Genomic DNA, 14,120 nt, shown 5'->3' on the forward strand with positions numbered 1-14,120 from the left:
AATGAAACAATACGTAATTTGCCAAATTATCAATGGAAAAAAATATTTAGCTGCTTATGCGGAGTCGAAGCAGGATGCAATTGAAAAAGCAGAATTGTTAGGATTACGAACGGGAAATCGATACACAGTTATTACTGCGGAAGAAGCTGAAGGGTTAACGTATCCTTAAGCAACGAATAATAATGATACAGCAGGAAGTAAATAAGCCTAGTAATCTATGATATTACTAGGCTTATTTTTTTTGAAAGCGTTACGTGTTCTCGTATGAAAAATAATAGTATTATGAGTCAAGTTGACGGAAATACCGATTTGTTTTTCGATCCTGATTTCCGTTTCTATAGTCATCAATATATTGTCTGAAGTTCCAAGATTGTAAAAACTTATTTGCGGCGTTATAACCAGAATTGTAAAGCCACTCTTTTTCTTCCTTTGTTAACTCAAAGTTTGTACTTGTAATGGATCCTGTTGGAATTGTAATCGTTCTTGCTTTTGATTCCTTATCTAAATGACGTAAATCATGGGCTTGCATCATCGTTTTAAAAAGTCCTTTGAACATGGAGATAGGCTCGTTATAATGGGCAGGGTCAGCTTGAATCTCATCTTTTACGAAATGAAATCCAAATGTTGGCCAGCGAGGAGAGGAAGGTGAGTCGAAAATCCAAATAGGGTAATTGCTTAAAATCCCTCCATCAACCATATAACAAGGTTGCTTCCATTTAGGGGTTCTCCATTTTACCGGTTCAAAGAAGAAGGGGATTGTACTACTCATTCTTACAGCTTTAGCAATAGAGAAGCGATAATTTAAAAATCCGTAGTTTGGTAAGTCATCAGGAAAGATAACCATTTTACCATTACTTATATCAGAAGCGATAATTTTAAGCTTATTTAAATCAGGTAAATCTGTAAATAAGTGAACTCCTTTTTTGCGAAGTAATTCTTCAATCCATTCTTCTATAAATATATTAGAGTAAATACCAAGAGTAGTCCATGCGCTTAATCCTTTTCCGATTAAGGGGATTCTGTCAATAAAGGTTCTCTTCGTAAATTTATTATAATCGATATCAGTTATAATCGTTTTTAACTCTGAACAAGAATATCCTGCTGCTAGGAGCGCAGCGATAATGGAACCAGCTGATGTTCCAGCTACACGTTCCCATTCATAGCCTTTTTCAGCTAACGCGCAAATTGCCCCTACATGTGCAATCCCGCGTACACCGCCTCCTTCAAAAACACCATCAATCTTCATCAATCTCATACTTCCTTTCGAATAAAAGATTTGAAAATGGCAAAGAAGCACGTATTGTACGTGCTTCTTTACAATAGTTTTTAAATTTACTAGCAGCCTACAAAGCCGCCCCAACAGCTAGCTCCAATGATGATTAGAAGGATAAATAAAACGATTAATAAAGCGAAACCTCCATAACCACATCCACCACAACTACCGCCGTAACCGTAACCGCTGCAACTATATCCGTAACCCATGTGGAATTCCTCCTTAAATTAAAAATAAAAATGAACGAGGGGAAAATGTACTGGAAGAAATAATGAACTATCGTGTTTGTAGGAACAATGTATACTATGCTTTTTTTAACTTGTTCGCGTATGGAGGAAGAGCCCGTTTTTTTGGAGGCTTGTTGTTTTTACAAAGAATGGAGTATAATTTTTGTGCGATGATACAAATAAGTATGTAAATATAAGGAGAATTTATGAATAAACAAATTGAAGTATTAATTGATAAATATGGGCTGACACATTTAAAAGAAGAACTTATTAATACTGTATTTCCTTGTGTAAAAGTTGTGCCAAAGCAGGAGGAAACAGTTGCGGTAGGTAGTTCGAAAATGGGAGGAGTTCCTGACTTGCCAGCTACATTTGAATACCCGATGCACAAAGGAAATCCATTACAGTTTATCGCTCAATTTAATTTAAATGATTTACAAAATGTTGGTATGGATCACAATCTTCCTAAGACAGGGATGTTATATTTTTTCAGCATTGAAAATTACTTTGAAGAAGATGTGAATCCAACTGAAGCGGGGCGTGTACTTTATTATGAAGTTCCTGTAGAGCAATTACGAAGGGCAGATGAATTGCAAACAAATTATAACCAGTGTGCAACTACTTTTGAACTGACATATAAATTGCCAGAGCTTTTCATTGAAGATGAGACTGATTCAGACCGTTTCTTACAATTACTTGAAGAACTAATCCCAGACAACTACGATAACCATCAAATGTTTGGTGAGCCATTCTCTGTACAAGAGGAAGTATTATATGAGACAGGAGAATATATGGGGATAGACCCGCAGCAAATGACGCTTTTATTCCAAATCGATTCAGATACTAAAAATTGTAATATGATGTGGGGAGATTTAGGAATGCTTTATTTCTGTATTGGAAATGAAGACTTAAAAAATCGACGTTTTGAAAATACGTGTTGTGTATTACAAACTTGTTAATGAAAAAGGTTGTTCTTGTAAAAAGAACAACCTTTTTACAATGTTAAATATGCATAATCTCATATGACCTATACGAAAAAGTATTGTATACTCTGAAACTATACGATACTTTTTCGTATAGTTATAGAATGTAAGGAGTGACGAGATGAGAAAGACAAGTAAGTATGTGACAGCTACCCTACTTTGTTCAACTATAGTAATGGGAGGCTTACACGCGTCAACGGTATCTTATGCAGCTACGAATCCGTCTGTAGCGACAACACAATCAGATGCAAAGCTATTAGATGATTTCCGAAAAGAATTAAAAAAACAGGTTGATAATCGAGAAGAAAATATTACAATCACATATAAAACGAAAGATAGAAATGCTAGAAATGTTATGGACCAATTGTATGGCGAGTTTAATAAAATTGTAGATGCAGATGAGTATGTAAAATATAATGTAGCGTCTACTAAATATTCTATTAAAGGGTTACCAGGAAACTATACGTTTACACTGCAAGTGAAATACCGTGAATCAAAAGAGCAAACACAATATGTAAAATCCCAGGCAAAAGCAATTATCGGTTCAATTGTAAAACCAGGGATGGATGAGCATGAGAAAGTAAAAGCTATTCACGATTATGTTGTGAAACATGTATCTTATGATACGTCTTATAAAGCGTATACAGCATATGAAGCATTAGCGAATCGTTCTGCCGTTTGCCAAGGCTATACGTTATTAACGTATGAGTTGTTAAAAGAAGCAGGTATTCAAAATCATATTGTAACAGGCACAGGGAATGGACAAGCTCATGCATGGAATTTAGTAAACATTGAAAACAAATGGTACCACATTGATACGACATTCGATGATCCAGTACCAGATAAAGCTGGGCGTGTAACATATTCATATTTTAATATGTCTGACGAGCAATTAAGTAAAGATCATGAATGGGATCGCAGTAAATATCCAGCAGCAACTACAAGTTACTTTGGTGAATTAACAAATAAAATAGAAGCGGGTAGTTCAAAAACTGCTGCATATGAACAAATGTTAAAAGAAACAAACTTAAAATACTTATCTGCACAATACGGGGCAGACAATTACAGTGAATTTAAGCAAAAATTACAGCAACAATTCGCTTCTAAGCCAGAAAAGGTAGAAGTACGATATAAGCAATCTATGGATGGAACGATGCAAGATATAAAGAAAGTGTTAAATGAAATAAATTGGCCAAAAGGTGCGAAACGTGTATCTTATGAAGTAGCACCATATAGTGCAATGGCAGATTATTCATTAGCGACAATTACATTTACTTATTAATTAAGAAGAGCATCTTGGAAAGGTGCTCTTTTTCTTATGTATCACTTTAAAAAACAGAATTGTGTGATAAAATATAAAAAAGGAAGGATGTGGAATATGAATGGATTTGTTCGAAAGTAATATTTTTACATTGATATATACTTGTTTAGTAATCGGACTTATCGTTTTGTTTTTCCTATCCTTTACTTTGTTTGTTAGAAGGTTATTACAAAATAGCGCTGCAAAAAAACAACATGTAATTAATATGAATAAGAAGCTAGATCGAATGATTGAATTGCTTGAAAAAGATAAGAAATAGTGATAGAAGATGTATGAAAAGGGGAAGAGGATGGCTAATTATATAAAAGAATTACGTGAAAAAGTAGGGCACGACTGTGTTCTTATAAACTTTGCGGGTGGTTGTGTGTTAAATGAATCTGGCGAAGTATTACTGCAAAAAAGAGGTGATTTTAATGCTTGGGGATTTCCTGGCGGTGCAATGGAAATTGGAGAATCTGCCGCAGAAACCGCGATTCGAGAAATAAAAGAAGAAACAGGTTATGACGTGGAAATAAATGAGCTTATCGGGGTGTATACAAAATATTTTCAAGCATATCCAAATGGAGATAATGCCCAGTCAATTTTAATATTCTTTTCATGCTCAATTGCCGGTGGAGAGCAAAAAGTAGACGGTGATGAAACGTTGGAATTGAAGTTTTTCCCGCTAAACAAAATGCCACCATTGTTTAATCAACAACATGAGGATTGTTTACAGGACTTACTAGAGAAAAGAGTAGGGGTGTATCGTTAACATAAAAAAGAAGCTAATGAGGTTAGCTTCTTTTTTATATAATTTATTTCCACCAATCATCAAACATTGATGCTGGAACTTGTCTTTTATGTTCGCTCACTGTGTAACGTTTTTCAATTTTTTCTGCAACGTCAGTTGGAACTGCTTTACCTTCTAAATAATCATCTAGTTGATCATACGAAATACCTAACTCCGTTTCATCAGCTTGACCTGGTTTTTCATCTAATAAATCAGCTGTTGGCATTTTTAAGTAAAGTCGCTCGTCTGCACCTAATTCTTGTAATAGAGCGCGTCCTTGGCGTTTCGTTAATCCCGTTAATGGTAATAGGTCTGCACCACCATCTCCGAATTTTGTAAAGAATCCTGTAACAGCTTCTGCCGCGTGATCTGTTCCGATAACAAGTAGACCTTTTTGTCCACCAATTGCATATTGTGTAACCATACGGATACGTGCTTTCACGTTACCTTTATTGAAATCTGTTAATGATTCACCTAATAAGTTTTCGTATTGATTTGAGAAAGCATCAACTGTTGAAGCGATATCAAATGCAACAGATTGATCAGCTTGAATAAATTGTAATGCTAATTGTGCATCATCTTCGTCTTTTTGCACTTTATAAGGAAGGCGCACGGCGATAAACGTTGCGTTACCACCTTCATTACGAATTTCCTCCACTGCAAGCTGAGCTAAACGTCCAGCTAATGTAGAGTCTTGTCCGCCACTAATTCCAAGTACAAATCCTTTCGCACCTGTTTTTTTTACATAATCTTTTAAGAAATCGACACGTTTACGGATTTCTGCTTTCGGATCAATTACAGGCTGAACATGTAATGCTTTCATAATCTGTTTTTGTAATGTCATTATGTTTCCTCCTATTCATATTAAAGCAGTAATTAAGTTTATATGTATATTGGTACATACTTCTATCCTTTATTATTTCGCAAAACTAGCGAATATACAATAGGATGCGTGTATGAATATGAATGTAGTCATTATAATGAAACTGCTTCGTTTAAGCAATTTTTTTGAAACCTTTCAATAATGTAAGGTTTTTGTCATTTGAATCGATGGAAGGTATTTCCGTATTTTACTAATATAAAAACATAGTTAGTAGAAGGGCGGAGAAGTAATATGAATATTAGAGAACTCGCATACCGGAATGTAACGCGAAATAGACGAACATACTCAGCATATTTTTTAAGTAGTGCATTTGCTATTATGGCCTTTTTTGTGTATTCATTTTTTGCGTTTCATCCGGCATTAAGTGCTGGAGAACTGGGGCAATACGTGTTCGTAAGTATGTCTTTTGCACAGTCCATTATTTACTTATTTACATTTTTCTTTATTTTATATTCGATGGGAATGTTTTTAAAAACGAGAAAGCGTGAATTAGGAATTTTAATGATGTTAGGTATGACGAAATATCAATTAAAGCGTCTTATCTTCTTTGAAAATATTATGATTGGGATAGGGGCAATTATTTTTGGAATACTTGCAGGAATGCTATTTTCCGGAATGTTAATATTTGTAGCTCCGATGATATTAAAATTAGATATTTCCTTAGCTTATTACATACCAATGAAAGCCATTGTTGTAACGAGTATTATGTTTTTCGTATTATTTATGATCATTTCATTGTTTAGTGCAGGAATGATTCGGAAAAATAAAATTATGAAATTGTTTAGAGGATCAGCAGAAGCGAAGCCGGAACCGAAAGCTTCCATTATTTCTTCTATATTAGCAGTCATATTGCTTAGTGCGGGATATGCAGGAGCGCTTCTGTCACACGGCGCAATGGTATTTGTCATGATGATTCCTGTTACAACGGTAGTCATTATTGGTACGTATTTGCTGTACAAGCAGTTGAGTGTCTTTATTATTAGACTATGTAAAAAAAGTAAACGTTTCTATTGGACACAGACAAATATTGTTACGTTATCAGATTTAGCTTACCGTATGAGAGACAACGCCAGAATGTTCTTTATTGTAACTATTATTTCAACTGTAGCATTTTCAGCAATAGGTACATTAGTTGGTTTCGCATCAATGACGAAAGAAATTATGGAAAGACCAATTGCGTTTCATTACCACTCCAAGCAAGGAAATGGTAATGAATCACAGCATTTGAAGATGATTGATGAAGGCTTAAAGAAGCATAGTATAACAGCGTCTAAAGCTACTATTTCAACGAAAAGGGCAGAGGAGCAGTCTTTAAGAAGTGCTATTTTCATAAAAGAATCAGATTATAAGGAGTATGCGAAGTTAACAGGAGAACCATTTCAAACTGTAGCAAATAAAGAAGCTTTATTTTTATCAGTCGATATACCAGGCCCACCGATGAAAGAAAGAAAAGAAATTACTTTACCACATTTGAATGAATCTTTAAAAGTGAAAAAAGTTAATACTTCTTCATTAAGTAAAATACTTAGAGGTAACGTTTATGTAATCTCTAAAAATCAATATGATGCATTACAAGATGGATTTAAAGAGGAAAAAGATTATGTGTACAAAACAGAGGAAACGAAAGATGAAATTGAAGTTGGTAAAGAACTTACGCATCAGATAAAGACTTACGAAGAACATGCAACGTTTAGTGCAGAAGAGTACGAACAAAACCAAAGTTTACAAATCGCAGGACCAATTTTATTTGTAGGTTTCTTTATTGGTATAGTATTTTTCGTATGTGCAGGAAGCTTCCTTTACTTCCGTTTGTTTTCTGATTTAGAGGATGATACTCGTTTGTTTGAAATGATTAGAAAAGTAGGTTTAACGAGCGGAGAATTATCGAAAGTAGTTACAATTCGATTAGCACTATTATTCTTCGTTCCAATAGGTGTTGCAACATTACACGGGGCAGTAGCGTTAACTGCACTGGGACAGATGTTTGAGTACTCATTATTTAAAGAAAATGCGATTGTATTAAGTGTTTTCGTAGGAATTCAAGTTGTATATTTCTTATTGATACGATCTCGTTATTTAAAACAATTGAAAGAGAGATTACGTATTCTTTAAATGTTTATTTTTAACTTGAGTACAAAATTTTCTAAAAAGATACAAGTATTACCAAAAAGTGATAAAATGGAAAGAGCGAGGTGGAAAAATTAATAGAAAGTAAGGGGGGAGTAATATGAAAGCAACAGGAATTATTCGAAAAGTAGACGAATTAGGACGAATTGTTATTCCTAAAGAGTTACGAGAAGTATTAGGAATACAAATCAAATCACCACTTGAAATTTTCGTAGAAGAAGATAAAGTCATTTTACAAAAATATCAACCTTACAATGCTTGTCAAATAACAGGTGATGTTTCAAATCAAAACATATCATTAGCAAATGGAAACATTACTGTTAGTATAGATGGAGCGAAATATTTAATAAAAGAAATAGAGAAGTTTTTAAATAAGAGTGAGGCTTAGTCTTAATTTATTTTATTTTTAAAATTTCATATCATTCTTTAAAAACTATGAAAGGACCATTAAATTGGTCCTTTTATTTTTGTTATTGGTTGTACCAATTGGATTTTTGGTGAATAAAAATTATGAGATAAATAAAAAGAGTAGTATAAAATTAGTAAGCTATATTGAGAAATATTTTTAAGGAAGGAAAACGAAACGAATAAAACGAATGTTACATTTAAACCTTTTCAAAAGTGGTCTGAAATGAAAATAATTTATTTTCAGGAGGGATTACGATGAATAGTAGTACAGCGAATAAACAAAAAGGTATACAATTGATTCCTTTTACAGTAAATAAGGTGGTTGAACAAGTAAATGAAATTCCACCAGGTGTACAACTCATTCATGCTCCGCAAGTATGGGAAAAGAGTGCGAAAGGAAAAGATATTGTTGTTGCCGTATTAGATACAGGTTGTGATGTGAATCATATAGATTTAAAGGATCGCATTATCGGTGGAAGAAATTTCACGAAAGATTACGAAGGGGATCCAAATATTTATCTTGATAATAACGGACACGGTACTCATGTAGCGGGGACAATTGCAGCGACTGAAAATGGTGTCGGTGTTTTAGGAGTCGCACCACTTGCTAAAATGTTAGTGCTAAAGGTTTTAGCGGGAGATGGTTCTGGAAGTTATGAGCAAATTATTGAGGCGATTCATTATGCTGTAAATTGGAGAGGACCTAATAAAGAAAGAGTTAGGGTCATTTCAATGTCACTTGGTGGCCCGCAAGACGTTCCAGAATTACATGAAGCAATACAAAATGCGGTAAGGCAAGATGTTCTCGTCGTATGTGCTGCTGGAAATAATGGAGATTGTAATGATAACACGGAGGAACTGGACTTCCCAGGTGCGTACTCAGAAGTAATTGAAGTCGGTGCTGTCAATTTAGAACGGAAAATCGCATGTTTTAGTAATTCGAATCAAGAAATTGATTTAGTGGCGCCAGGTGATGAAATATTATCTACGTATCCCGAAGGAAAATATGCAGTATTAAGTGGAACTTCTATGGCGACACCGCATATCGCTGGAGCGCTAGCATTGCTCATTAAGCAGTGTGAGAGAGAATATGGTAGAAAATTATCAGAGCCAGAAATATATGCACAACTTATTAAAAGAACTGTACCTTTAGGATATGAACGTACGTCTGAAGGGAATGGTTTAATAGATTTATTAAAAGAATAGTAAATACTAAAAAACATCTCATAAGAATATGAGATGTTTTTTTAATATGGTTCTATCGCATATACCGGGGAATCTAGTATTTAATTCTACTTCAGAAAAAACAACTATATCTGTTTTTTCTGAAGTAGAAGCTATGCATATAATTAAAAATTAAATTTACGAGACAATTTTGTCCGAAATTAGAAGAAATGCATCCATTACATATTACGAATACGTTGTTCGGTAGCGATATCGAAAAAGTGTGCTTTCGCTAAACTAAAAGCTAATGGAAGTGTATCGTTAGCTTTAATCTCGGAACGAGCATTAATTCGTGCAACAAAGTTTTGATTCGAAAGTTTTCCATGAATCATCGTTTCAGCACCTAATAATTCAGCAACTTCTACTGTAATTTCGACTGTGGATTCAGGCGAAGATTGAAGAACAATTGGTTCATCATGAATGTCTTCAGGACGAATGCCGAGTATGATTTTTTGTCCATTATATCCTTTTTGCTTTAACGTTTTTAGTTGGCCATCTGGTACTTTGAAGCGAATATTTTCTATATAGAAATAGTTCTCTTGTAATGTCCCGGTAAAGAAATTCATAGCGGGAGAACCAATGAATCCACCGACAAATATGTTTTCAGGAGTATCATATACTTCTTTTGGAGTACCAACTTGCTGGATGAGCCCATCTTTCATAACAACAAGGCGTGATGCCATTGTCATAGCTTCTGTTTGATCATGTGTTACATATATAGTGGTCGTATTTAAACGACGATGCAGTTTGGAGATTTCTGAACGCATACTGACGCGTAATTTTGCGTCTAAATTCGATAGAGGCTCGTCCATTAAAAATACTTTTGCGTCACGGACGATAGCTCTTCCTAGCGCAACCCGTTGGCGTTGCCCACCTGATAATGCCTTCGGTTTTCGTTGTAAGTAATCTTCAAGCCCTAATATTTTCGATGCCTCCGTTACTCGGTGATTAATTTCATCTTTTGGAAGTTTGCGTAGTTTTAAGCCAAACGCGATATTATCATAAACAGTCATATGCGGGTATAGTGCGTAATTTTGAAATACCATCGCAATGTTGCGATCTTTTGGAGCGACATCATTCATACGCTCTCCATCAATATAAAACGAACCATCAGAAATGTCTTCTAGACCTGCAATCATACGTAAAGTTGTTGATTTCCCGCATCCAGAAGGACCGACAAATACGATAAACTCTTTATCTTCAATATGTAAATTAAAGTCAGAAACAGCAGTGGTTTTATTATCGTAAACTTTAAAAATATGATCTAATACTAGTTCGGTCATAAATATTCACTCCTTTTTGTAATTGATTGAATTATAAGATTTTTATAACCGTAAGTAAATCGGCATTGTGCACAAAAGAATGAGAGGCTTTTATGCAAGTTTACAGATGTAAGAAACGAGAAAGCACCTGTAGGATGTACTTTCATCTATAGATATGGGATGAAAGTATTACTTTTTCGTAGAAAAATATGTAAAAAGAGTTTCCAAGTCATAAAACAATGATGGTATGAGAAAATGAATGTTTTATCATCTTTCATGAGAGCTTCACGAGATATCTAAAGAAAGAAACGCCATATAAACTGCTACTGCACCTTCAAAAGTTTTTATATTAATTCCTGTTTTTTCAATGAATTTATCAATTCGATACTGCAAAGTATTACGATGTAAATATAATTGTTTCGCTGCAAGAGATACATTTAAGTTACATTGGAAGAATACTTTAACGCTATCTATTAGTTCTTTATCATTCGAAATGTGTGCCAATAATTGACTCGTGTACTTTTTTCTTTCTTCTTTTGATAATGAGATCATTAATTGATAAGGGAGCAGTTGTTCAATGTGTGTAATTTTTTTGGATAAATAGGGAGAAAGAACAGAAAATAATTTTCGCTCCCATTGATACAGATAAGCAAATTCAGTTGTTTGCGTATAGCGTCTGCCAATAAAGAAGGATAGGGATATAAAAAAATCTGTTTCTAGTGTATCAAGGGCTGCTCGCAATATAGAATCAGGTACATTTTCTTCTAATATGAGGACACCGGCTTGCGAAGTTTCCCATATCATTGTAGTAGTAAAAGAAAACATGGACTGTAAAGCATCTTGAAATTCTTCTCTCTCTATTATGGGTTGTGTTGTGAAAAAGTGTAAAAAACGAACTGATAGTATAGAAATGTTATTATTTTTGTATAATGCTTCATGCCATGATTTTTCTTTTTTTGTTTTATAAAATGTATCAGTATGAATGGGCGTTAAGATGGATGAAAGCAATTGATGCTCTCTTTGATGTAATCGGATTTTTCGAATCCCGACTTTGTTTCCTTCAACTAAAAACCAGCTATAATCTTCAGACAACACAGCTGCATTGATTTTGATATCCTCACCATAGTATGTTTTTAATTGTTGAATCATAGGAACATTCTCCTTTCTAAATTAATAGTACCAATATAGTAAAGAAGTATAGATTCATTGTGATTATCTTTAAAATTTCGCGCTAGAATCTGGTTTGTTTTTGCTAGAATTGATAGTGTTTCTGTATTGTGAAGGAGATAGATTCGTTTCTCGTTTAAATGATTGTGCAAAGAATGATTGGGAAGAAAAACCGGTAATGGTTGAAATATTAGAAATCGAATAGTTGGTAGTTTCTAATAAAATTTTGCTTTCTCTAATACGAGTTTGAATTAAGTATTCAATAGGCGAAACACCAACGAATTTCCTGAAGGAATGAGATAAATAATATTTATTAATATGACTGATCCTTGCTAATGTATCCAGACTTATATTTTCGTGAAAATGCTGTTTAATATAGTTTTTAATAAATTCAATATCTTTATTGATTTTTTGAGTAGATGTTTTTTCTACATTAAAAGATTTTTTTCTCATCATTTTAAGTAGTAAAATTTCCAGAATATTTTGTATAATTAAATCGTAATCTTCTTGATGATTTTCCACTTCCTCAATTAATTGCTGAAGGTAGAAGAGGAAGTTCTTTTGATCCTGTTTATAGTTGTGAATAGTGACTTGACTAGGATTTTCTATGGATGAAAAGGACAAACCTTGAATACCAAGTGCGATGTATTCGAGAGGGTGATTCGTATCAGACTTTTCTGTGTGCTCGATATTTGGGTTGATGATAATCAAATTGTGCTCTTGGACGGGGATTTCTTCTTTGTAAAAGATAAAAGTTCCTTTGCCCTTGGTAATATACAATAGCTCTGTAAAGTGATGCGCATGAATGGTACTATGCCAATCTTTATCGTATTTTGATTTTGTTATATAAAGAAGCTTTACTGGAAGATGGTTTCGTTGAATTTGTGGAATCTCATATACTTCATTGGACAAATGAATCCCTCCTTCGTAGACTTTTTATCTATGTTATAAAGATTTTAGTGGGATATTCAGTAAAAAGCAAGATATCTAAAAAACAGAACAAGATGTTTATTGTGAAAGCGTTGTCTATTTTGTATTCTTTAATTATGAAAGACAGATTAGGAGATGGGGGTAAGATAAAGATGAAAAAAAAGTTATTGTTGTCTGGAATGACAGCTTTGTTATCTCTTAGTTTAATAGCATGTCAGAGTAATACTACAAAAGTTGATAATTCTAGTAAAAAACAAGTCCTTCATGTGGCAGCACTTGAATCGGCTTATGGTAAAGAGATGTGGGCCAAAGTGATTGAAGCATATGAAGCTGCTAATCCAAAAGTTGATGTTAAGTTGACGGTGGACAAAAATCTAGAGGATGTCATAGGCTCGAATATGAAAGCGGGAAACTATCCAGATGTTGTGTTGTTGGCAACTGGGAGAAAACAGGCGCTTACAGAAACATTGATTAAAGATAAAGCTTTAGAAGACATTACAGATGTTTTAGATAGGAACGTTTATGGTGAAGAGGTTAAAGTAAAAGATAAGTTGATACCGGGGCTTACTGGTACATTGGCCACTAATCCTTATAACGATGACAAAACTTACATGGCGCCGATGTTCTATAGTCCAACTGGATTATTTTATAATGCTAGTTTATTAAAGGAAAAAGGTTGGGAAGTACCAAAAACTTGGGACGAAATGTGGGTTTTGGGAGATAAGGCGAAAGCAGAAGGGATCTCATTATTTACTTATCCTACTACTGGTTATTTTGATACATTTTTCTATACTTTACTATTAGGGATGGGGGGACCGGAGTTTTACAATAAAGCTATGAAATATGAAAATGGTATTTGGGAAACTCCTGAAGTAACTAAAATTTTTGAAATTTTCGGAAAATTAGCAAAATATACAGAGCCGACAACTGTTGCGAATGCCAATGACAAAGACTATAAGAAAAATCAACAATTGATTCTCGATAATAAGGCGTTGTTCATGCCAAATGGTACATGGGTTGTTGGTGAAATGGGAGAAGCACCTCGATCGAAAGGTTTTGAATGGAGCATGATGACTTTACCAAGCTTTGATGCTAACAGTGACCGTTATGCGTTTACTTATTTTGAACAAATGTGGATTCCTTCTGCAGCTAAAAATAAACAAGCTGCTAAAGATTTCTTGACGTTTGTTTATTCGGATAAAGCCGTTGAAAAATTTGCAGAATCCAGTGCGATACAGCCTATCAAAGGCATTTCTAGTAAACTGACAGGTAGTAATAAATTATTCTATGGTATCTATGATAATGGAGCGAAAGTGGGGACAGGTGGATTTGCCGCAACGAAAGCCGTTGAAGGTGTTAGCATGGCAGATACATTATTCAGAACGATAGACAGTGTTATGTCTGGTGATAAAAAAGTGGAAGATTGGCAAAAATCCGTTGAAAAAACGAGTGACCAATTACGGTCTGCATTAAAATAAAATAGTTTTTTAGTTTTCACTACGTACAATGGTGAATCGCTAGTCTCACCATTGTACTTATTAACTGA

At 34.2% G+C, this 14,120-nt stretch carries 15 protein-coding genes; 9 read left to right on the top strand and 6 right to left on the bottom strand.

Annotated features, from left to right (window positions below):
* The first annotated feature begins 1 nt into the window (after position 1).
* Complete coding sequence (locus tag J0835_RS09740; RefSeq protein ID WP_087980268.1) at positions 2-169, top strand: DUF3933 family protein; 168 nt, start codon at positions 2-4, stop codon at positions 167-169.
* Positions 170-280: 111 nt separating this feature from the next.
* Here J0835_RS09740 and J0835_RS09745 read toward each other — a convergent pair whose 3' ends face one another.
* Positions 281-1,246 carry a patatin-like phospholipase family protein gene (locus J0835_RS09745; protein WP_000686811.1) on the bottom strand — a complete coding sequence of 322 codons (966 nt, stop codon included), beginning with the start codon at positions 1,244-1,246 and terminating at the stop codon, positions 281-283.
* An 89-nt stretch (positions 1,247-1,335) separates the two neighbouring features.
* Positions 1,336-1,482, bottom strand: a complete 147-nt coding sequence (locus J0835_RS09750; protein ID WP_000540427.1) for a YjcZ family sporulation protein — start codon at positions 1,480-1,482, stop codon at positions 1,336-1,338.
* Between the two features lie 224 nt (positions 1,483-1,706).
* Here J0835_RS09750 and J0835_RS09755 point away from each other — a divergent pair, with 224 nt between their 5' ends.
* The 4 genes from J0835_RS09755 to J0835_RS09770 all read left to right on the top strand — a co-directional run bounded on the left by J0835_RS09755 (position 1,707) and on the right by J0835_RS09770 (position 4,555).
* Positions 1,707-2,459 carry a YwqG family protein gene (locus J0835_RS09755; protein WP_087980269.1) on the top strand — a complete coding sequence of 251 codons (753 nt, stop codon included), beginning with the start codon at positions 1,707-1,709 and terminating at the stop codon, positions 2,457-2,459.
* A gap of 145 nt (positions 2,460-2,604) precedes the next feature.
* Positions 2,605-3,765 (top strand): transglutaminase domain-containing protein, encoded by a 1,161-nt coding sequence (locus J0835_RS09760; RefSeq protein ID WP_087980270.1) that lies wholly within the window; start codon positions 2,605-2,607, stop codon positions 3,763-3,765.
* 100 nt (positions 3,766-3,865) lie between these two features.
* Positions 3,866-4,063 (top strand): DUF4083 domain-containing protein, encoded by a 198-nt coding sequence (locus J0835_RS09765; RefSeq protein WP_087980271.1) that lies wholly within the window; start codon positions 3,866-3,868, stop codon positions 4,061-4,063.
* A 30-nt stretch (positions 4,064-4,093) separates the two neighbouring features.
* On the top strand, positions 4,094-4,555 hold the full coding sequence (locus J0835_RS09770) for an NUDIX hydrolase (RefSeq protein WP_087980272.1): 462 nt from the start codon (positions 4,094-4,096) through the stop codon (positions 4,553-4,555).
* A 43-nt stretch (positions 4,556-4,598) separates the two neighbouring features.
* Here J0835_RS09770 and nadE read toward each other — a convergent pair whose 3' ends face one another.
* Complete coding sequence (nadE, locus tag J0835_RS09775; RefSeq protein ID WP_087980273.1) at positions 4,599-5,417, bottom strand: ammonia-dependent NAD(+) synthetase; 819 nt, start codon at positions 5,415-5,417, stop codon at positions 4,599-4,601.
* 270 nt (positions 5,418-5,687) lie between these two features.
* Here nadE and J0835_RS09780 point away from each other — a divergent pair, with 270 nt between their 5' ends.
* The 3 genes from J0835_RS09780 (at position 5,688) to J0835_RS09790 (ending at position 9,197) form a co-directional block, all read left to right on the top strand.
* Positions 5,688-7,568 carry an ABC transporter permease gene (locus J0835_RS09780; RefSeq protein WP_087980274.1) on the top strand — a complete coding sequence of 627 codons (1,881 nt, stop codon included), beginning with the start codon at positions 5,688-5,690 and terminating at the stop codon, positions 7,566-7,568.
* Between the two features lie 115 nt (positions 7,569-7,683).
* A complete protein-coding gene (locus tag J0835_RS09785; protein WP_061671834.1) occupies positions 7,684-7,971 on the top strand; it encodes an AbrB/MazE/SpoVT family DNA-binding domain-containing protein in 288 nt (95 codons plus the stop codon).
* A 275-nt stretch (positions 7,972-8,246) separates the two neighbouring features.
* Positions 8,247-9,197 (top strand): serine protease, encoded by a 951-nt coding sequence (locus tag J0835_RS09790; protein ID WP_087980275.1) that lies wholly within the window; start codon positions 8,247-8,249, stop codon positions 9,195-9,197.
* A 197-nt stretch (positions 9,198-9,394) separates the two neighbouring features.
* Here the strand turns inward: J0835_RS09790 and J0835_RS09795 are convergent, their stop codons facing one another.
* The 3 genes from J0835_RS09795 to J0835_RS09805 form a co-directional block, all read right to left on the bottom strand.
* A complete protein-coding gene (locus tag J0835_RS09795; RefSeq protein WP_087980276.1) occupies positions 9,395-10,498 on the bottom strand; it encodes an ABC transporter ATP-binding protein in 1,104 nt (367 codons plus the stop codon).
* 264 nt (positions 10,499-10,762) lie between these two features.
* Positions 10,763-11,626, bottom strand: a complete 864-nt coding sequence (locus J0835_RS09800; protein WP_087980277.1) for a PucR family transcriptional regulator — start codon at positions 11,624-11,626, stop codon at positions 10,763-10,765.
* Between the two features lie 69 nt (positions 11,627-11,695).
* Positions 11,696-12,556, bottom strand: a complete 861-nt coding sequence (locus tag J0835_RS09805) for an AraC family transcriptional regulator (RefSeq protein ID WP_087980278.1) — start codon at positions 12,554-12,556, stop codon at positions 11,696-11,698.
* Positions 12,557-12,726: 170 nt separating this feature from the next.
* Here J0835_RS09805 and J0835_RS09810 point away from each other — a divergent pair, with 170 nt between their 5' ends.
* Positions 12,727-14,052: a carbohydrate ABC transporter substrate-binding protein gene (locus tag J0835_RS09810; protein WP_242250079.1), complete on the top strand. Its 1,326-nt coding sequence runs from the start codon at positions 12,727-12,729 to the stop codon at positions 14,050-14,052.
* The last annotated feature ends 68 nt before the right edge of the window (positions 14,053-14,120 follow it).

The organism is Bacillus cereus group sp. Sample62 (assembly GCF_036851315.1).
GTDB classification, from domain to species: domain Bacteria; phylum Bacillota; class Bacilli; order Bacillales; family Bacillaceae_G; genus Bacillus_A; species Bacillus_A wiedmannii.